Annotated in this window: 18 protein-coding genes; 8 read left to right on the forward strand and 10 right to left on the reverse strand. The window is 69.5% G+C overall.

Features of this window, described 5'->3' with window-relative positions:
* The first annotated feature begins 4 nt into the window (after positions 1-4).
* A complete protein-coding gene (locus ISN38_RS02360) occupies positions 5-268 on the forward strand; it encodes a hypothetical protein (protein ID WP_003472020.1) in 264 nt (87 codons plus the stop codon).
* Between the two features lie 343 nt (positions 269-611).
* Here ISN38_RS02360 and ISN38_RS02365 read toward each other — a convergent pair whose 3' ends face one another.
* From ISN38_RS02365 to ISN38_RS02375, 3 genes are all read right to left on the reverse strand, one after another.
* Positions 612-2,504: a DUF7844 domain-containing protein gene (locus ISN38_RS02365; RefSeq protein ID WP_051036348.1), complete on the reverse strand. Its 1,893-nt coding sequence runs from the start codon at positions 2,502-2,504 to the stop codon at positions 612-614.
* 56 nt (positions 2,505-2,560) lie between these two features.
* A complete protein-coding gene (locus ISN38_RS02370; protein WP_047324808.1) occupies positions 2,561-2,878 on the reverse strand; it encodes a DUF2388 domain-containing protein in 318 nt (105 codons plus the stop codon).
* Between the two features lie 125 nt (positions 2,879-3,003).
* Positions 3,004-4,392: an FAD-binding oxidoreductase gene (locus ISN38_RS02375; RefSeq protein WP_003472046.1), complete on the reverse strand. Its 1,389-nt coding sequence runs from the start codon at positions 4,390-4,392 to the stop codon at positions 3,004-3,006.
* Positions 4,393-4,691: 299 nt separating this feature from the next.
* Between ISN38_RS02375 and serA the strand changes: the two genes are divergently transcribed.
* Positions 4,692-5,933 carry a phosphoglycerate dehydrogenase gene (gene serA, locus ISN38_RS02380; protein WP_058361482.1) on the forward strand — a complete coding sequence of 414 codons (1,242 nt, stop codon included), beginning with the start codon at positions 4,692-4,694 and terminating at the stop codon, positions 5,931-5,933.
* A 170-nt stretch (positions 5,934-6,103) separates the two neighbouring features.
* Here the strand turns inward: serA and ISN38_RS02385 are convergent, their stop codons facing one another.
* Positions 6,104-6,385, reverse strand: coding sequence for a hypothetical protein (locus ISN38_RS02385; RefSeq protein ID WP_087960529.1), 282 nt, complete (start codon positions 6,383-6,385; stop codon positions 6,104-6,106).
* 116 nt (positions 6,386-6,501) lie between these two features.
* Entirely contained in the window at positions 6,502-7,053 is a 552-nt protein-coding gene (locus ISN38_RS02390; protein WP_003472053.1) for an NUDIX hydrolase, read from the reverse strand.
* Positions 7,054-7,222: 169 nt separating this feature from the next.
* On the opposite strand from ISN38_RS02390, the gene ISN38_RS02395 reads away from it, so the two are divergent.
* From ISN38_RS02395 to ISN38_RS02420, 6 genes are all read left to right on the forward strand, one after another.
* Complete coding sequence (locus tag ISN38_RS02395; RefSeq protein WP_003472055.1) at positions 7,223-8,695, forward strand: amino acid permease; 1,473 nt, start codon at positions 7,223-7,225, stop codon at positions 8,693-8,695.
* A 109-nt stretch (positions 8,696-8,804) separates the two neighbouring features.
* A complete protein-coding gene (locus ISN38_RS02400; RefSeq protein ID WP_003472057.1) occupies positions 8,805-10,241 on the forward strand; it encodes an amino acid permease in 1,437 nt (478 codons plus the stop codon).
* 9 nt (positions 10,242-10,250) lie between these two features.
* Positions 10,251-10,892, forward strand: a complete 642-nt coding sequence (locus ISN38_RS02405; protein WP_003472058.1) for a methylthioribulose 1-phosphate dehydratase — start codon at positions 10,251-10,253, stop codon at positions 10,890-10,892.
* A 102-nt stretch (positions 10,893-10,994) separates the two neighbouring features.
* Positions 10,995-11,561, forward strand: a complete 567-nt coding sequence (locus ISN38_RS02410) for a 1,2-dihydroxy-3-keto-5-methylthiopentene dioxygenase (RefSeq protein ID WP_003472059.1) — start codon at positions 10,995-10,997, stop codon at positions 11,559-11,561.
* 3 nt (positions 11,562-11,564) lie between these two features.
* Positions 11,565-12,263, forward strand: a complete 699-nt coding sequence (mtnC, locus tag ISN38_RS02415; RefSeq protein ID WP_003472061.1) for an acireductone synthase — start codon at positions 11,565-11,567, stop codon at positions 12,261-12,263.
* 60 nt (positions 12,264-12,323) lie between these two features.
* Positions 12,324-13,316 (forward strand): C13 family peptidase, encoded by a 993-nt coding sequence (locus tag ISN38_RS02420; RefSeq protein WP_047324807.1) that lies wholly within the window; start codon positions 12,324-12,326, stop codon positions 13,314-13,316.
* An 890-nt stretch (positions 13,317-14,206) separates the two neighbouring features.
* Here ISN38_RS02420 and ISN38_RS02425 read toward each other — a convergent pair.
* From ISN38_RS02425 to hisH, 5 genes are all read right to left on the reverse strand, one after another.
* A complete protein-coding gene (locus ISN38_RS02425; RefSeq protein WP_047324806.1) occupies positions 14,207-15,793 on the reverse strand; it encodes a calcineurin-like phosphoesterase C-terminal domain-containing protein in 1,587 nt (528 codons plus the stop codon).
* Positions 15,794-15,871: 78 nt separating this feature from the next.
* Positions 15,872-16,525 carry a bifunctional phosphoribosyl-AMP cyclohydrolase/phosphoribosyl-ATP diphosphatase HisIE gene (gene hisIE, locus ISN38_RS02430; protein ID WP_003469607.1) on the reverse strand — a complete coding sequence of 218 codons (654 nt, stop codon included), beginning with the start codon at positions 16,523-16,525 and terminating at the stop codon, positions 15,872-15,874.
* Positions 16,515-17,291 (reverse strand): imidazole glycerol phosphate synthase subunit HisF, encoded by a 777-nt coding sequence (hisF, locus tag ISN38_RS02435; RefSeq protein WP_003469606.1) that lies wholly within the window; start codon positions 17,289-17,291, stop codon positions 16,515-16,517. The genes hisIE and hisF overlap by 11 nt, the downstream gene beginning before the upstream one ends.
* Positions 17,285-18,019, reverse strand: a complete 735-nt coding sequence (hisA, locus tag ISN38_RS02440) for a 1-(5-phosphoribosyl)-5-[(5-phosphoribosylamino)methylideneamino]imidazole-4-carboxamide isomerase (RefSeq protein ID WP_003469604.1) — start codon at positions 18,017-18,019, stop codon at positions 17,285-17,287. The genes hisF and hisA overlap by 7 nt, the downstream gene beginning before the upstream one ends.
* Complete coding sequence (gene hisH / locus ISN38_RS02445; protein WP_003469602.1) at positions 18,016-18,618, reverse strand: imidazole glycerol phosphate synthase subunit HisH; 603 nt, start codon at positions 18,616-18,618, stop codon at positions 18,016-18,018. Before hisH ends, hisA begins: the two co-directional genes overlap by 4 nt.
* Between the last annotated feature and the right edge of the window lie 23 nt (positions 18,619-18,641).

Consider the following 18,641-nt stretch of genomic DNA (forward strand, 5'->3'; position numbering starts at 1 on the left):
GTCGGTGCGTGCACGGCGCGCGCTCGCGCTGGCCGTGCTGCTGATCCTGCCGGGCTTGGCGGCGGCCACGCCTGCTGCCGCGGAGCAGGCCTGTGCCGGCTGCGCGATCCCGGCGGAGGTGGATCCCGAGCACCACGCCGGCTTCTGCGCGCTGCCGCAGGAGATCCGCGCCTTCGTCGCGCGCCAGGACGTGTGCAGCCACTTCGCCGGCGAAGAAGCCGACGATGCCGCGCGCCGCCGCGCGCTGGAAAAGGCGATGGCGAAGTAGTGCGACGGCAACGAAGCGACCTGGGCCAGGCTGCGCGCGAAGTAGCGGCAGGATCCTGCGCGCCATGCTTGGTTGGATCGCCATGGCGAAGACGTGGGTCGCGATTTGCCGTAATGGCGGCTGGTTGAGCGAGTTGCGCCGATGGTCCTGTCGCGGCTGAAGCCGCTCCTACAGCGGGCAGCCAGCTCTTATAGGAGCAGCTTCAGCCGCGACAGACCGTGCCAGGAATGCATTAGCGTCCGCTGGCGTCAAGATGCCTTTGGTCGCTCTGACATGCCCTGTCGTGACCGGAATCGAATCATCACGCGGCGCGCGTCAGCCTCGAACCACCTTACCAGCGCCGTCATTTCGTGTCCGCAGGCTGCAGCCGCGACGGCGACAGCAACTGCAGCCCCCCACCTTCGCGGTTGAGTTCGCGCAGCCGCGCGCCCAGCGCCGCCAGATTCGCGTCGATCTGCGGCAGTTCCGCGCGCAGCTGTGGCGGCAGCAAGGCGTGCAGGCGCGCCTGCAGCACTGCGCCGTCGCGGCGCAGCGCGTCGATCCGCGGTTGCCCCTGCTGCTGCAGCCAGGCACGCTCCTGCGCTTGCGGCAGCCCATAGCCCGGCTGGCCCTGCAGCAGCGTCGACGGTTGGCTCAACAGGCCTTGCTGCGCCAGCACCGCGCGCACTGCGGCAGCGGCATCCTGGGTCTGGACAGCCGTCGCGTCGGCGACCGTGGTGGCAACACTGGTACCAACATCGACGCCGGAGCCGGCCGCGGCAGGCAGATGCGCCCTGGCTAGATAGCGCCGTTTCAACGCATCGCGACCGCGCTGCTCCTGACGCCGGCGCGCGGCGTTCTCCAGCAACAACAGTGCGGCGCTGGCGCGCAGGTCGCCGCGCTGCAGCCAGGGCGTGCGCTGCGCCGCCGGCAAGTCCAGCCAGGCTTGCGCAGTGCGCGCCGGCAGTGCCAGCTGCGCGCGCGCCACCGCGAACATCGCCGCGTAGTGCGCGCTCGCCGGTGCGAAGTAATAGCCCTGGCGTGTGGCCGCATCCGCATCGTCCAGCACCGCGGTGTCGGCGATGCCGGCGCGGGCCAGGCGCCGCAGCAGCCCGGTGGGGCTGATCCCGGACAAGCGCGCGCCGGCCAGGCGCGGCACGCCGTCGTGCAGCAGCTTGTAGGTTTCCACCGCGCAGTTGTTGCTGAGGAAGTAATAGCGCCCGTCGTAGCTCCAGTGCAGCTGCGCGGCGCGTTCCAGCAGTGCCGCGATCTCCTCAGGCTTCAGCCGCAGCGGAATTGACTGCAGGCCGCGCAGCTGCACCTGGGTGTAGTCGTCCACCACCTGGCGCAGCGGCAGCACGAACAGCCGCGACGGATACGAACCGAGCAGACCGCGCAGGTTGGAGATCTGCACGTCGTCGACGAACGCGCGGAACGACAGCACCTTGTGATACGCCAGGTCCAGGCGGCAATCAGGACCGGGCGCGCGTCCCGGCGCGCAGATCACCAGCCGCAGCATGCTGTGGCCCCAATGGCTCATCGGCTGCGCGTTGCCCTCGGCCAGCAGGTAGTCCACCGCGTAGACCCGCGCCGGATCGACTTGCAGCAGCGCCGCCTCGTCGGCCAGCGGATCCTGCAGGTAGGCCAAGCCGGGCGCGCAGGCCGTCGCCGACGGCGACCAGGCCAGGCGCTGCGCGAAATACCGCGCCAGCGCCGGGCGCCGGCAGGCGTAGTCCGGATCGAGCAGGAAGTGCTCCAGGTTGACCGCGACGAATTCCGCCGGAGACGCCAGTTCGTAGCGGTCCGGACTGCGCTCGCGGAAGGCGTTGCGACCCCGGCGCAGGCCCAGCCGCATCGGGCTGACCTGCCAGCCGGCCAGATCCAGCAGGCGCGGATCCGACGACAGCCGGCCCGCCGCGGAACGATCGTAGAAATGCGCCAGTTCGTGCAGCAGCGCGGCGACCGACGGCCGCCGCGCCGGATCTGCTGCGCCAGCGTCGGCGGCACCGGTGGCGGGCGGCGCCATCCACGCGCGCAGCACGGCCTTGTTCAATAGCAGCTGCCGCGCCTGCGCCCGTCCGTGCACCTGCTCGGGCAGGTCGTCACGCCACTGCAGGGTCGGCGGTGCCGCGATCGCCGCGCTCCAGGCCGGTGGCAGCGTCGGCAGGGTCGCGTCGAGCAGCGCCTGGCTGGCCGCGCGTTCGGGCGCGCTCAATCCGCTCGGATCGACCTGCAACTGCAAGGCCTGCGCCGGCATTGCGCAGGCCAGCCCCAGCAGCGCCAGCCATGCCAGCCGGCGCCGCCGGCGCGGTGTCACAGCGCCAGGATGGCCTGCGCCAGCTGCAGGTCGCTGGCCTGCTGCGCCTGCGGGTTGCGCTCGCGCAGTACGCGCAGCGCCGCTTCCAACTGCGCGCCGCGGAGGCGGCCGGCGCTGGCGACGAAACCAGCCGCGTCGTCGCGCGCCTGCAGCACCAACTTGTCGTTGCCGGAGCTGCTGTCCGAGGACGCCGAACTGCCGGCCGAACCGACCGAGGCCGAGCCGGCGGAACTGCCGGCGAAGCTGGATGCCTGCGCGAACGCCGGGACGGTCAGGATCAACAACAGCGCGCAGCGCGCGGTCACTCGGTTCATCGCATCGGTTCCAGCGGGATCGGGAAAGAGGGGACGGCCGTGGCCGCCTCGGCATAGCCTAGCCGGCCGCCGCCGCGAGCGCGAGCATCGCCGCGGCACCCGTGCCTGCGTGGCCTGCGCACGGCTCAGGGATCGAACAGCTTGCCTGGATTGAGCAGCCCGGCCGGATCGAACACGCGCTTGACCGCGCGCATCAGCGCGATCTCCTCGGCGCTGCGGGTGCTCTCCAGATACGGCTTCTTGACCAGGCCGATGCCGTGTTCGGCGGAGATGCTGCCGCCATGCTCGGCCAGCACCTGCGCCAGCAGCTTGGTGACCTGCTCGCAGGCGGCGATGAAATCGGCGTCGGCGGTGGCGTCGGGCTTGAGCACGTTGATGTGCAGGTTGCCGTCGCCGATATGGCCGAACCAGACCACGTCGAACTGCGGGTAGGCTTGGCCGAGCAGCGCCTGGGTCTGCGCCAGGAACGCCGGCATCGCCGAGATCCGCACCGACACGTCGTTCTTGTATGGCGTGTAGCGCGCCACTGCCTCGGTGATGCCTTCGCGCAGGCGCCACAACTGCGCGGCCTGCGCATCGCTCTGGCTGATCACCCCGTCCAACACCCAGCCCGGCTCCATGCAGGCCTCGAACGCGGCCAGCGCCGCGGCTTCCTGCGCCTCGTCACCGCTGGCGTACTCGGTGACCACGTAGTACGGATAGACCGTGTCGAACGGCGCCTGCGCGCCGTGCGCCAGCACATGCTGCAGCGCGCGGTCGGTGAAGAATTCGAACGCCTCCAGCTGCAGGCGGCTGCGGAACGCGGCGAACACCTGCATCAGCACTTCGAACGAAGGCAGCGCCAGTAGCATCACATTGCTCGGCGGCGGCGGGTCGGTCAGCCGCAGCGTGGCCTCCACGACGATGCCGAGGGTGCCTTCCGAGCCGATCAGCAGTTGGCGGAAATCGTAGCCGCTGGAATTCTTGATCAGTCCGCGGTTGAGTTCGAGCAGCTCGCCGCTGCCGGTCACCACGGTGAGCCCGGCGATCCATTCGCGGGTATTGCCGTAGCGGATCACGCGGATGCCGCCGGCATTGGTGGCGATGTTGCCGCCGATCGAACACGAGCCGCGCGCGGCGAAATCCACCGGATACACCAGCCCGTGCTCGCGCGCCGCGTTATGCACCGCCTCCAGCGGCATGCCGGCCTGCACGGTGAGGGTGCGATCGACCGCATCGAACGCCAGCGCCTTGTTCATCCGCTCCAGGCTCAGCACCAGTTCGCCGTGCGCGGCCACCGCACCACCGGACAGGCCGGTGCGGCCGCCCGACGGCACCACCGCCACCGCGTGGTCGTTGGCCCAGCGCAGCACCGCCTGCACCTCCTGCACCGTGGCCGGCAGCGCGATCGCCAGCGGCGCCGGCGTCCAGCGCCGGGTCCAGTCGCGGCCGTAGTGCTCCAGGTCGGCGGGGTCGGTCTTCAGGCGCAGTCCGGGAACGGCATGCGTAAGGGCGTCCAGGCGCGGGTCGGTCATGGGCTCAGAGGTCGGGGCGAAGGCAAGCGTTCAAGCGTGCCAGCGTTGTGCGGTGGCGTCTAGTTTTGTTCGGGACTCGGGACTCGGGACTCGGAAAAGCGAAGGGCCACCGGCTCGAAGCAAGGACGGCTGTCAGGCGCACGCTCGCTCCGAGTCCCGAGTCCCGAGTCCCGAACAAGATGCAACTGAAACCGTCGCCACTGTTGCATCCGCGCCCTCCCGGCATCCTATTGCGGCGCACCAAAGCGCGGATCCATCTGGCATAGTGACCGCCCCTTTCGCCAGGCCTCGTCGCCGCAATGTCGCCCAAGAAAACCTCGTTTCCGAAGCAGGATATCCGCGTGCTGCTGCTCGAAGGCATCAGCCAGACCGCCATCGACGTGTTCCGCGCCGCCGGCTACTCGCAGATCGAACTGCACGCCAAGTCGCTGCCGGAAGACGAACTGAAGGCGCGCATCGCCGAGGCGCATATCGTCGGCATCCGCTCGCGCAGCCAGCTCAGTGCCGAGGTGCTGGCGCAGGCCAAGCGCCTGATCGCGGTCGGCTGCTTCTGCATCGGCACCAACCAGGTGGACCTGGACGCGGCCGAGCTGGCCGGCATTCCGGTGTTCAATGCGCCCTACTCCAATACCCGCAGCGTCGCCGAGCTGGTCATCGCCGAGGCGATCCTGCTGCTGCGCGGGATTCCGCAGAAGAACGCCGAATGCCACCGCGGCGGCTGGTCGAAGTCGGCCGCCGGCAGCCACGAGACCCGCGGCAAGGTGCTGGGCATCGTCGGCTACGGGCATATCGGCACCCAGGTCGGCGTGCTGGCCGAGTCGCTGGGCATGCAGGTGATCTTCCACGACATCGAAGCCAAGCTGTCGCTGGGCAACGCGCGCGTGGCGACCGACCTGGACGAGCTGCTGGCGCGTTCGGACGTGGTGACCCTGCACGTGCCGGAAACGCCGTCGACCAAGGACATGATCGGCGCGGCGCAGATCGCGCAGATGAAGCCGGGCGCGCACCTGATCAACGCCTCGCGCGGCACCGTGATCGACATCGCCGCGCTGGACGCGGCGCTGCGCTCAGGCCACATCGGCGGCGCGGCGGTGGACGTGTTCCCGGTCGAACCGAAGGGCAACGGCGACGCATTCGAATCGCCGCTGACCGCGCACGACAACGTGATCCTGACCCCGCACGTGGGCGGCAGCACGCTGGAAGCGCAGGACAACATCGGCGTGGAGGTGGCGGCCAAGCTGGTGCGCTACAGCGACAACGGCAGCACCGTGTCGGCGGTGAACTTCCCCGAGGTCACCCTGCCCGAGCACGCCGAGAGCCTGCGTCTGCTGCACATCCACCGCAACGTGCCGGGCGTGCTATCGCAGATCAACGAACTGTTCTCGCGCCACAACGTCAACATCGACGGCCAGTTCCTGCGCACCGACCCCAAGGTCGGCTACGTGGTGATCGACGTCGCCGCCAGCGAGCAACTGGCGGCGGTGCTGAAGGACGAGCTGGGGCAGATCGCGGGAACGGTGCGGACGAGGGTTCTTTACTGAGTGCGGGACTCGGGACTCGGAACAGCGGCGACGCCGGCGAGTCCGTTCTCCGACTGCGATCAGGCTTGGATGGATCGCGGTGACGCAAACGCACGAATGCAACAGAGGCAGGAAACAAGCGTGGAAAAGCAGATCACGCAACCCACGCTTTTCCGAGTCCCGAGTCCCGATCAAGGCTGCAATTCGCCGCGCAACCCCTCGCTCAACAGATAATCGTCGGCCTTCAGGTACCACCGCTCCGGGCCGGTGGTGACGGCCTCCATGTACAGGCCGGCACCGTCCTCGCGCGGCGGGCGCTGCAGGCTGACGATCGTCACGCCATGCGGCGGCCCGCTCAACGCCAGCAGCGCTCGGTGCACGGTGCGCGCCAGTTCGGCCGACGCCATCCGTTCGTCGAGCGGGCGGAACGCCAGGCGGTAGGTGAAGGCAGCAGCGGTGCGGGACATGGGCATGGACAGGTAACGGGCGCCCAAGGGTACCCAATCCCGCAATGCACGCCCAGCCAGCGGCGGATGCTCAGCGCCCGCGCACGCCAGTCAGGCAACGCCCGTCACCCGTCACCCGCGCATCAGCGGCCGCGCTGCGCCAGCCACTTGCCGGCCATGCGCCGCAGCGACGGGTCCAGGTCCGGCTCGGCCAGCAGTTCGGCGATCGGGCGCCAGGCCAGGGCCAGCGACTCGGCGCTGACCGCGAACGCCTCGTCGGCGCCGGCGCGCACCACGTAGCGCGCGTCGAAGTGCCAGTGTCCGGGCACGTCGCTGCGCTCAGGAATCCAGTGCCGGTCCAGGTCGAACAGGGCGCCGTCCTCCAGCGCCAGCCCGGACAGCCCCGATTCCTCCTCGGCTTCCTTCAGTGCCACCCGCGCCAGGTCGCGCTCGCCGTCGGCATGCCCGCCCAGTTGCAGCCAGCGCTGCAGCTTGCGGTGGTGGGTCAGCAGGGTGCGGGTGCCGTCGGCGCTGACCAGCCAGGCCGAACCGGTGAAGTGGCCGTCCAGGCGTGCGCGCACGAACGGGTCCTGCGCATCGTCCAGCACTGCCAGGAATTGCGCGGCAACCTCGGCCTGCTGCGGCCAACGGGTGGCATAGGCGTGCAAATGGCGGCGCAGGGAAAGGTCCGGCATGGGCGGTTCTCGCGATCGGGGCCGGCCATTATCGCCGCCGACGGCGCAGCGCTGCTTGTGGCGGCCGCCCGGCTTTGGCATGGTACGACGCTTGCGTGGCCTGCTTGGGCCTAGCGCACCATCGTTACCGGGGCGAGACCGCTCCGATCGCCACTGGGAAATGCACCGCATGCTGAAGTCTCTGTTGAGGGTCAAGCCGATCGAGCCTGCCGGCCACGTCGATGCCGGCGAACCGTTCGAAGGCAGCCTGGAAGGCGAAGCCACGCTGCAACGGACCCTCACTGCGAAGCATCTGATCATGCTCGGCATCGGCGCGGTGATCGGTGCGGGCATCTTCGTGCTGACCGGTCAGGCCGCAGCCAACCACGCCGGACCGGCGGTGATGCTGTCGTTCGTATTCGCCGGCGTCGCCTGCGCCTTCGCCGGGCTGTGCTACGCCGAGTTCGCGGCGATGATGCCGGTCTCCGGCAGCGCCTACTCCTACTCCTACACCACCCTGGGCGAAGGCGTGGCCTGGTTCATCGGCTGGTGCCTGGTGCTGGAATACCTGTTCGCCGGCTCCAGCGTCGCGGTCGGCTGGTCGGCCTATCTGATCAGTTTCCTCAGCGGCACTCTGGGCCTGCCGTTCCCCGCCGAACTGGCCGGCGCGCCGCTGGTCTGGGACGGCGATGCCTTCGTCGCCTCCGGCAACATCGTCAATCTGCCGGCGGTGCTGATCGTGGTCGCGGTCAGCGCGCTGTGCTACGTCGGCGTCACCCAGTCCGCGTTCGTCAACGCCATCGTGGTGGCGATCAAGGTCGCGGTGATCTGCCTGTTCGTCGGCTTCGGCATTTCCCATATCGATCCGGCCAACTGGCACCCGTTCATCCCCGAGAACACCGGGCCGGGCCAGTTCGGCTGGAGCGGCATCTTCCGCGCCGCCTCGATCGTGTTCTTCTCCTACATCGGGTTCGACGCGGTCTCCACCTCGGCCGGCGAAACCAAGGACCCGCAGCGCAACATGCCGATCGGCATCCTGGTGTCGCTGGCGGTATGCACGGTCATCTACATCATCGTCTGCGCGGTGCTGACCGGCCTGCTGCCCTACACCCAGCTCGGCACCGCCAAGCCGGTGGCCACCGCGCTGGAGCACTACCCGAGCCTGGCCTGGCTGAAGACCGCAGTGGAGATCGGCGCGATCGCCGGCCTGTCCTCGGTGGTGCTGGTGATGCTGATGGCGCAGCCGCGCATCTTCTACACCATGTCCCGCGACGGCCTGCTGCCGAAGCTGTTCGGCAAGGTCCACCGCAAGTTCCACACGCCCTACGTCGGCACCCTCTTCGTCGGCGTGGTGGCCGCGCTGCTGGCCGGCCTGATCCCGTTGGACGTGCTCGGCGAACTGGTGTCGATGGGCACCCTGCTCGCCTTCGCCACGGTCTGCATCGGGGTGATGGTGTTGCGCTTCACCAAGCCCGACCTGGCGCGCCCGTTCCGGGTGCCGCTGGCGATGGTGATCTGCCCGCTCGGCGCACTGGCTTGCCTGTTCCTGTTCCTGCAGGCGTTCCAGGAACACTGGAAGGTGTTCGTCGGCTGGACTGTGATCGGCCTGTTCATCTATTTCGGCTACGGCATCCGCCACAGCCGTCTGGCCACCAAGGCGTAATTGCGCGTCCCTCGCAAAAGCCCGCACGTCCATGTGCGGGTATTCAGATCTCGCGTCCCTCATGCAAGAGCCTGCACCTCCATGTGCGGGGATCAACAGGAACCGCTCCATGTTCAAACAACTCTGGGCCACCAAACATCCCCACGCCGCCCACGAGGACGCCGGCGGCCTGGGCCTGCAGCGTGCGCTCGGTCCCTGGGGCCTGACCGCACTGGGCATCGGCGCGGTGATCGGCGGCGGCATCTTCGTCATCACCGGGCAGGCCGCGGCCAACCACGCCGGGCCGGCGATCATGCTGTCGTTCGTGCTGGCCGCGCTGTGTTGCACGTTCTGCGCGCTGGCCTACGCCGAGTTCGCGGCGATGGTGCCGGTGTCCGGCAGCGCCTACACCTACACCTATGCCACCTTCGGCGAACTGGCGGCCTGGTTCATCGGCTGGATGCTGGTGTTGGAATACGGCGTGTCGTCCTCGGCGGTGGCGGTGAGCTGGACCGGTTATTTCCTGAGCCTGCTCGACCATTTCGGCATTCACCTGCCCGCGGCCCTGGTCAATGCGCCGCTGGACGGCAAGCTGCAGCGCACCGGCGCGATCGCCAACCTGCCCGCCGCCGGCATCGTGCTGCTGCTGACCTGGCTGTGCTACGTCGGCATCCGCAAGTCCTCGGCGATGAACATGGCGATGGTGGCGCTGAAGACCGGGTTGATCCTGCTGGTGGTCGCGGTCGGCTGGAAGTACGTGGACAGCGCCAACTGGCACCCGTTCATCCCGGCCAACGCCGGCCCCGGCAAGTACGGTATGGAAGGCGTGCTGCGCGGCGCGGCGATGGTGTTCTTCGCCTACATCGGCTTCGAGGCGGTGTCGGTGGCGGCGCAGGAATCGCACCGGCCGCAGCGCGATCTGCCGATCGGCATGATCCTGTCGCTGGTGATCTGCACCGTGCTGTACATCGCCATGGCGGCGGTGATGACCGGGCTGGTGCCGTACACCCAGCTCGGCACCGACGAGCCGGTGGTGACCGCGGTGGCCGCGCATCCGCAGCTGGCCTGGCTGCGGCTGGTGGTCGAGGTCGGCGCGCTGATCGGGCTGTCCTCGGTGGTGCTGGTGATGATCATCGGCCAGCCGCGGATCTTCATGATCATCGCCCGCGACGGGCTGCTGCCTCCGCTGTTCACCCGGATCCATCCCAAGTACCGCACCCCGCACATCAACACGGTGATCACCGGCGTCGGCATCGCGCTGCTGGCGGCGCTGTTCCCGCTGGACGTGCTCGGCGAGCTGACCTCGATGGGCACGCTGATCGCCTTCGCCGCGGTCTGCGCCGGGGTGCTGATCCTGCGCCGCACCCAGCCGGACCTGCCGCGCCCGTTCCGCATTCGGTTCGCCTGGCCGATCTGCATCGCCGGCGTACTCAGCTGCCTGGCGCTGCTGTCGGCGATGACCGCGCACAACTGGCTGCTGATGGGCGGCTGGACCGCGCTCGGCCTGCTGATCTATTTCGGCTACGGCTTCCGCCACAGCCGTCTGCGTGCCACACAGGCTCGCTAGAATACGGGCATGAACGCACAGCCCTACGATACCGAACGCCTGCGCACGCTGGCGCAACTGCTGATCGGCAACATCCGCGAACTGGCGGAGGCCGGCTGGACCCCGGCCACCAGCAGCAACTTCTCGCACCGGCTCGACGCCGCGCATGCCGCGATCACCGTGTCCGGCCGCGACAAGGGCCGCCTGGTCGAGGCCGACATCATGGTGGTGGACTTCGACGGCAAAGCCGTCGGCAGCGATCACCGGCCCTCGGCCGAGACCCTGCTGCACACCCAGCTGTATCGCCGCTTCCCGGAGGTCGGCTGCGTGCTGCACACGCATTCGCCGGTGCAGACCATCGCCTCGCGGCTGTACGCCGACGCCGGCCACGTGCGCCTGGAAGGCTACGAATTGCTGAAGGCGCTGCACGGCAACCAGACCCACGAAACCGCGGTGGAGCTGCCGGTGTTCGCCAACACCCAGGACATGACCGTGCTGGCCGCGCAGGTGGACGCGTTGCTGGACCGCACCCCGCTGTGGGGCTACCTGATCGACGGCCACGGCCTATACGCCTGGGGCCGCGACATGGCCGAGGCGCGCCGCCACCTGGAAGCCATCGAGTTTCTGCTGCATTGCGAACTGGAACTGCGCAAGCTGCGCGCGCTGGGCTGAGCCCGGCACGCGACGCGCCTACAGCGTTCCAGCGCCGCAACGGCGGCTTCCCCGCCAGCTGCTACCCTTTTCCTCCCCTCCACGACGCCCTCGCCCGCCACCATGAGCCGACTCCGCATCTTCGCCGAAACCACTCCCGACGCGCTGCTGTTCGACAGCCGCGATGGCGACGCGATCGCCGCCGAGCTGCGCAAGATCGGCGTCACCTTCGAGCGCTGGCAGGCCGACCAGCCGATCGAGGCCGGCGCCACCCCGGAAGCGGTGATGGCCGCCTACAAGAGCGACATCGATCGGCTGGTCGCCACGCACGGTTTCAAGACCGTGGACGTGGTCAGCATCGCCCCGGACCACCCGCAGCGCGAGGAGATGCGCAAGAAGTTCCTCGACGAGCATTTCCACAAGGAGGACGAAGTGCGCTTCTTCGTCGCCGGCTCGGGCCTGTTCACCCTGCACGTGGACGGCAAGGTCTATGAGATCGAATGCGTGCAGAACGATCTGATCGCGGTGCCGGACGGCACCCACCACTGGTTCGACATGGGCCCGGAGCCGCGCTTCATCGCGATCCGCTTCTTCACCGAGCCGGACGGCTGGGTCGGCCATTTCACCGGCACCGACATCGCCCGGCGCTTCCCGCGCTACGAAGCGGCGCTGCGCGGCGAGGCGAACTGAGCGATGGCCAGCCCGCGCGTGATCCTGACCGATATCGAAGGCACCACCAGCAGCATCTCCTTCGTCAAGGATGTGCTGTTCCCCTACGCGCGCCGCGCCCTGCCCGAGTTCGTCCGCACGCACGGTCGGCAGCCGCAGGTCCGCCAGTGGCTGGACGCGGTGGCCAACGAATGCGGCGGCATCTGCAACGACGCGGTGATCGTGGAGACGCTGCAGGGCTGGATCGACCAGGACCGCAAGCATACCGCGCTGAAGGCGCTGCAGGGCATGATCTGGGAGGCCGGCTACCGCGACGCCGACTTCGCCGCGCACATCTACCCCGACGCCGCGCCGGCGCTGCATCGCTGGCATGCCGACGGCCACCCGCTGTACGTGTACTCGTCCGGCTCGGTGCCGGCGCAGAAACTGTTCTTCGGCCATAGCGACGCCGGCGACCTGAGCGGACTGTTGTCCGGCTGGTTCGACACCGAAGTCGGCGCCAAGCGCGACGCGGCCAGCTATGCGCGCATCGCCGAGGCGATCGGGGTGGCGGCCGCGCAGATCGTGTTCTTGTCCGACGTGGTCGCCGAACTCGATGCCGCGCGCGAGGCCGGGCTGGACACGGTGCTGGTCGATCGCCGCGAGGACTATCCCGAACCGCGCCTGGGCGATGCCTGCAACGGGCACCGGCGCGTGGAGAGTTTCGCCGAACTGGCGTTCTGAGTGCCCCGCGGCATCGCCACGCACTGCCGCGTCCTTCCTCCGTCGCATCCGCCGCCGCCCATGCCTTCGTTCCTGCGCAACAGCAGCCTGCCGTACCGCCGCCTGGCCCTGGCCCTGCTGCTGGCGCTGCTGCTGCCGGCTTGCCATGCGGATGCCGGCGCGGCGCAGGCACAGGCCGATGCGCCGGCGCCGGTCGATCCGATCGACCAGGCGCAACTGCGCAAGGCGTTGGCCGCGCTGCAGCCGCAGCGGCCGGGCACGACCGACCTGTACGTGGTCGGCTTCGCCGGCGACGCCAGCGAGGACGTGTTCCGCAACGAAACCCACTACCTGCGCCAGCTGTTCGCGCAGCGCTTCGGCGCGGCGGGGCGCATCGTCACCCTGATCAACCACGCCGACAATCTCGGCGCCCACGCCTACGCGCCGCAGGCCTCGTACGACAACCTGGCCGATACGCTGCAGCGCATCGGCAAGCTGATGGACCGGCGCGAGGACGCGCTGCTGCTGTTCCTGACCAGCCACGGCACCGAGCAGCACGAACTGTATGTGCAGTTCGGCCCCGGCGAGGACGCCGACTACGACACCATCACGCCCAAGGAACTGCGCGGGCTGCTCGACGACGCCGGCATCCGCAACCGGGTGATCGTGCTGTCGGCCTGCTACTCGGGCGGCTTCGTGCCGGCGCTGAAGAGTCCGGACACGCTGATCATCACCGCCGCGCGCCGCGACCGCTCCTCGTTCGGCTGCGGCAACACCGCCAGCGCCACCTATTTCGGCCGCGCCTGGCTGATCGACGCCCTGGCGCGCACCACCGATTTCGTCGAGAGCTATCGCCTGGCCACGGCCGAGATCAGCGCGCGCGAACGGGCGCAAGGCGAAGCGCCGTCGTACCCGCAGCTGTACGTCGGCGCGCGCATCGCGCCGCTGCTGCAGCGCTGGCGCGCGCCGCTGCAGCCGGTCGCGGCGCCGGCGTATCCCTATCCGGAACCGGAGGCGCAAACGCAGACGACAACAGCGCCGGCCACCGCGGCCGACGGCAAGGCCGGACACTAACCAGGCCGGACGAGGCTGCGGATCCGAATGCTGAGGCCGAGGCCGAGACGGCAAGTTGGGTGCGTGGGTGACAGCATGCGACAGGATGACGAGGTGGCTTCGCCCCGACCCTCGCTCCACCCCCTCTCTCCCACGCGGACTTCCTTCGGTCGCCGGAGGGAGCGAGGGGCTTCGGTATGGGCCCTGGGTATCGCCTTGCGCGGCCGCGCCTACCATGTGGGTCGCGCGACGACAGCCGCTCAAGACGATCCGGCGACGCGCGTAGTGCGGCATCGAGCGCATGTCTTTCGTGCGCCGCCTTGCGAGAAGATGCGAGTGAGTCGCGTTCGATCGCCACATCCTGGCGCTCGCTAGACTTGACCCCGCAGCAAGCCCGCCAGCCTCACGCCAGCCAGCTGCGCCCGATCCTTCCGCCCGCTCGCCTTCGCTCGCCAGCCAGGATCATTCGCTTTCGACAGCCTCCCGCGTGGAGGCGTTTTTGTTTTCGGGATTCGGAAATCCACCTGCTGCTCTTGTGTCTTGTGGCCAGCGGTGCCGACAGATCCGCGGGCTCTGAAGGGTTTGCTACTCGCGCTCGTCGCGGCTGATGGCCCGAGGCCAACCAGACTCGCGCCCACAACACTTGCGGCAAGCCAACCGTGGTGCACTGTAGGAGTGGCTTCAGCCACGACCGTTAGCCTGCACAGCCGACCAGGTTGCCGGCGCATCTGTCGCGGCTGAAGCCGCTCCTACAGGAACTTGCGGCCTGTTCGCCGGGTGCACTGCGGGAGGGACTTCAGTCCCGACTGCATGCGTAGCCGGTTGGCCTCCTCGCTCCGTTCGTCGCGGCTGAAGCCGCTCCTTGCATCTGCCAGGAACCTGTTGCATCGACGCGCCGATGCGCGGCCCGCTCAGGGCATCGCGTCCTGCAGGCGATAGCCGGTGCTGGCGCGTTGCTCGCCGCGCCAGCGGTCGAAGGCGCGGACCTCGATGCGGTGCGCGCCGGCACCCAGGTCGGTCGGCAAGGCGCCGCGCCACAGGTGCTGCGACGGGATCGCTTCCGGCGAGCGGTCGTAGCCGCGCAGTGCGTCGGCAGCGTCGTCGCGCGCGTTCTCGGCGAGCAGGTCCGGATCCGGCTGCTGCACGCGCGCCATCGGCTTCCACGCGCCGTCGTCGATGCGGTATTCCACGCGGCTGTCGTCCTCGCCCATGAACACGTTCGCATACACCGCCCAGGCCGGATACGCGCCGCGGCGCAGCACTTTCGGCGCATGCAGAACCATCGGTGCATCGTCGTGGGCACGCGCGGCGTGATAGGCCAGCGCATAGCGGCCATCGCGCTGCACGGTCAGCAGCGCATAGCCGTTGGGGGTGCCGTCGGCCATCGTCGCCGCGGGAATGCCGTCGGCGTCCTTGGCCCCGGACCAGAACGCGCCGCAGGCCGCGCCCACGTTGTATTCGTGCAGCGGCTGCGCGCCGTGCCAGCCATCGCCGGCACCGTGATAGTAGTGGCGCTGGGTATGGCTGTGGCCGCTGAGCACCAGCACCTGCGCGAACGGTTGCAGCAGCGCGAACAGGCGCGCGCGGTCGGCATGGCGGAATGTTTCCTTGCCCGGCGCGGCGTCGAACAGCGGGATGTGCATGCCCAGCACCAGCAACCGCTGCTTCGGCAGCGTGGCCAGGTAGGCCTGCAGGAACGCGAACTGGTCCTCGCGCAGGCCGCCGATGTAATTGGGTTGCTTCTGCGGCTGGTAGACCACGTCGTCGAGGAACACGAAGCTGGCGCCGCCCTCTTCCGCCGCATAGGTATCCGGCCCGTAGACCGCGCGCCAGCTGGACAGCGAGCCGGCATCGTCGGCCGCGTCGAAATTCAGGTCGTGGTTGCCGGGCACGTGGAACCACGGCACGCCGAGCTTGGCGGTCTCGGCGTTCAATGCGGGATACAGCGACAGGTCGTCGCTGACCACGTCGCCCAGGGTGGTGCCCAGGCGCGCACGGGTCTTGCCGAGCAGCGGCGCGACGATGTCGCGCGCGTAGTAGCCGACGTCGGTCGCCGAGGCGGTCTGGGTGTCGGCGAACACCAGCACTTCGGTACTGGCCGCGGCCGGTTGCGCACGCAGCGCGAAATCCCAGCCGTCGCTGGCGCCACTGGTCGGCGCGATGCCCGGGTAATTGAGCTTGGGCGATCCCGCCGGCGCATAGTGCCGCCAGTAGGCCGGCAAGCCGTTGCCGGCGCTGGCGAAGGCGTAGCCGTCGGGCTTGATCACGAACACCGTGCGCCCCGGCTCCACTTCGAGGCGGTAGCGGCCCTGCGCATCGGTGCGCACGATCTGCACGCCGTCGGAGACCTGCACGCCGGCGATACCGCGCTCGCCGGTGCCGCGGCCCGCGTGGCCGTCGCGTTCCTGGTAGACGCTGCCGCTGATCGTGGCGGTCTGTGCCAGCGCAGGCGCAGCGGCGGTCAACAGGCAGAAAAGCACTACGGCGCGCAGCGACATGCGTGAAGTCCGGCATCGAGGGAATGCCGCGATTGTAGCCATCCGCCACGACACGGCGCCGACCGCCGTCGCGCGAACCTACTTGTGCCGCGCTTCCAGCACCGCGACCGCGTCGGCCAGCGCCAGGCCGCGCGCGCGCAGCAGCACGGTCAGGTGGTACAGCAGGTCGGCCGATTCGCCGAGCAACGCTGCATCGTCCTGCGCCACGCCGGCCAATGCAGTCTCCACGCCTTCCTCGCCGACCTTCTGCGCGATGCGCCGCGTGCCCTTCTCGAACAACTGCGTGGTGTAGCTGCCCGGCGGACGCTCGCGTTCGCGCTGTGCGACCAGGCGGTCGAGCGCGCCCAGGAACTGGCCCGGCGCCTGCGGAAAGCAGCTGCTGCGGCCGAGGTGGCAGGTCGGCCCATGCGGGTGCGCGGTGACCAGCAGCGTGTCGCGGTCGCAGTCGGTCTCGATCGCCACCAGCTCCAGGGTGTTGCCCGAGCTTTCGCCCTTGGTCCACAGCCGCTGCTTGCTGCGGCTGTAGAAGGTGACCTTGCCGCTGGCGCGGGTCGCGGCCAACGCTTCGGCATTCATGTAGCCGAGCATCAGCACGCGCAGCGTGGCCGCGTCCTGCACCACCACCGGCAGCAGGCCGTCGCCCTTGCTCCAGTCCAGCGTGCTCCAATCCAAGGTGTCCCCAGCAAACGCCGCATCCGCGGGCGCGGCGGCGGCTTCGTGCTCATGCGCCATCGCGCACCTCGATCTGTCGTTGGCGCAGAAAGCGCTTGAGGTCGGGAATCGGAATCGCGCCGCTGTGGAACACGCTAGCGGCCAGCGCGCCGTCCACGTCGGCCTGTTCGAACACGTCGGCGAAGTGCTGCAGTTCGCCGGCGCCGCCGGAGGCGACCAGCGGCACCTTGCACAGCGCGCGCACCTCGAACAGCTGGGCGATGTCGTAGCCGCGGCGCACGCCGTCGTTGTCCATGCAGTTGAGCACGATCTCGCCGGCGCCCAGCTGCTGCGCCTCCACCACCCAGTCCACGGTGCGCACGCGCAGCGCCTGGGTCTTGTCCGGGTCGCCGGTGAAGCGGCGCACGCGCCACTGGCCGTCGTCCTCGCGGATCGAATCGATGCCCACCACCACGCATTGCACGCCGAACGCTTCGGCCAGTTCGGCGATCAGCGCCGGCCGCTCCAGCGCTGGCGAGTTGATTGAGATCTTGTCGGCGCCGGCATGCAGCACCGCGCGCGCGGTGGCCACGTCGCGGATGCCGCCGGCCACGCAGAACGGGATGTCGATCAGCCGCGCCACGCGCTCGACCCAGGCGTAGTCCACCGAACGCCCTTCCGGGCTGGCGCCGATGTCGTAGAACACCAGTTCGTCGGCGCCCTGGTCGCGGTAGCGCAAGGCCAGCTCGACGATGTCGCCCATGTCGATGTGGTCGCGGAACTTCACGCCCTTGACCACGCGTCCATCGCGCACGTCCAGGCACGGGATGATGCGCCGGCTCAGCATGCCAACGCCTCGTCCAGCGCCAGCCGGCCTTCCAGCAGCGACTTGCCAAGCACTGCGCCGGCGCAGCCGACCTCGCGCGCGGCGCGCACGTCGGCGGCGTCGCGGATGCCGCCGGAGGCCTGCACGTGCACGCCCGGCGCGATCCGGCGCAGGTAGGCGTACAGCTCCAGGTTCGGCCCGGACAGCATGCCGTCGCGGGCGATGTCGGTGCACAGCAGGTGTTTCAGCCCGGCCGCGGCGTACTCGACCGCCAGCGCTTCCAGGGTCAGCGAGGAGGTCTCGGTCCAGCCAAGCACCGGCAGCCGCCACACGCCGTGCGCGTCCTGGCGCGTGTCCAGCGCCACGGTGATGCGTTCGGCGCCGAACTCGGCCAGCCATTTCAGCACCGATTCGCGGTCGCGCACCGCCAGCGAGCCGATCACCACGCGCGCAGCGCCGGCGTCGAGCATGCGCTGCACGTCGGCGCGCGAGCGCACGCCGCCACCGGTCTGCACCTGCAGCCGGGTCTGCGCGCGGATCTGGCTCAGCAGCGGTGCCAGGGTGTAGCCGCCGGCACGCGCCGCGTCCAGGTCCACCAGGTGCATCCAGTCTGCGCCGGCATCGGCGAAGGCCTGCGCGCGCGGCAGCGGATCGTCGCCGTAATGGGTTTCGCGGGCGTAGTCGCCTTGCGCCAGCCGCACCACGCGGCCGTCGCGGATGTCCAACGCGGGATAGACGATGAAGCTCATCGGAAATCGGTCTCGAGGAAGTTGCGCAGGATGCGCGCGCCGGTGCTCGCCGAGCGCTCGGGATGGAACTGCGCGCCGCAGCGGCGGCCGCGCTGCACCACCGCGGTGAACAAGCCGCCATGATCGCAGGCGGCCACGGTGTCGGCAGTGACCGGCGCGGCGTAGCCATGCACGAAGTAGGCGGTGACGGTGTCGGGAAGGCCGTCCAGCAGCGGCGAAGCGCGCATCGGCAGCAGCCGATTCCAGCCCATGTGCGGGACGCGGATGCCCAGCGCCGGCGGCATGTGCCGCACCACGCCGGTCAGCAAGCCCAGGCAATCGACGTCGCCTTCCTCGGAATGCTCGAACAACAGCTGCATGCCCAGGCAGATGCCGATCAGCGGCACCTGCAGCGCGCGCAGCGGCTCGATCAGCCCTTGCTCGCGCAGCCGCGCCATCGCATGCGGCGCGGCGCCGACGCCGGGCAAAATCACCCGGTCCGCGCCCTGCAGACCGGCCGCGTCGCGCACCAGCCTGGCTTCCACGCCCAGGCGCTGCAGCGCGTAGCGCACCGAGCCGAGGTTGGCGCCGCCGGCATCGATCAGGACGATATCGCTCATCGCAGCCTCCCTGCGCAAGCGCC

Source organism: Xanthomonas translucens pv. undulosa (assembly GCF_017301775.1).
GTDB classification, from domain to species: domain Bacteria; phylum Pseudomonadota; class Gammaproteobacteria; order Xanthomonadales; family Xanthomonadaceae; genus Xanthomonas_A; species Xanthomonas_A translucens.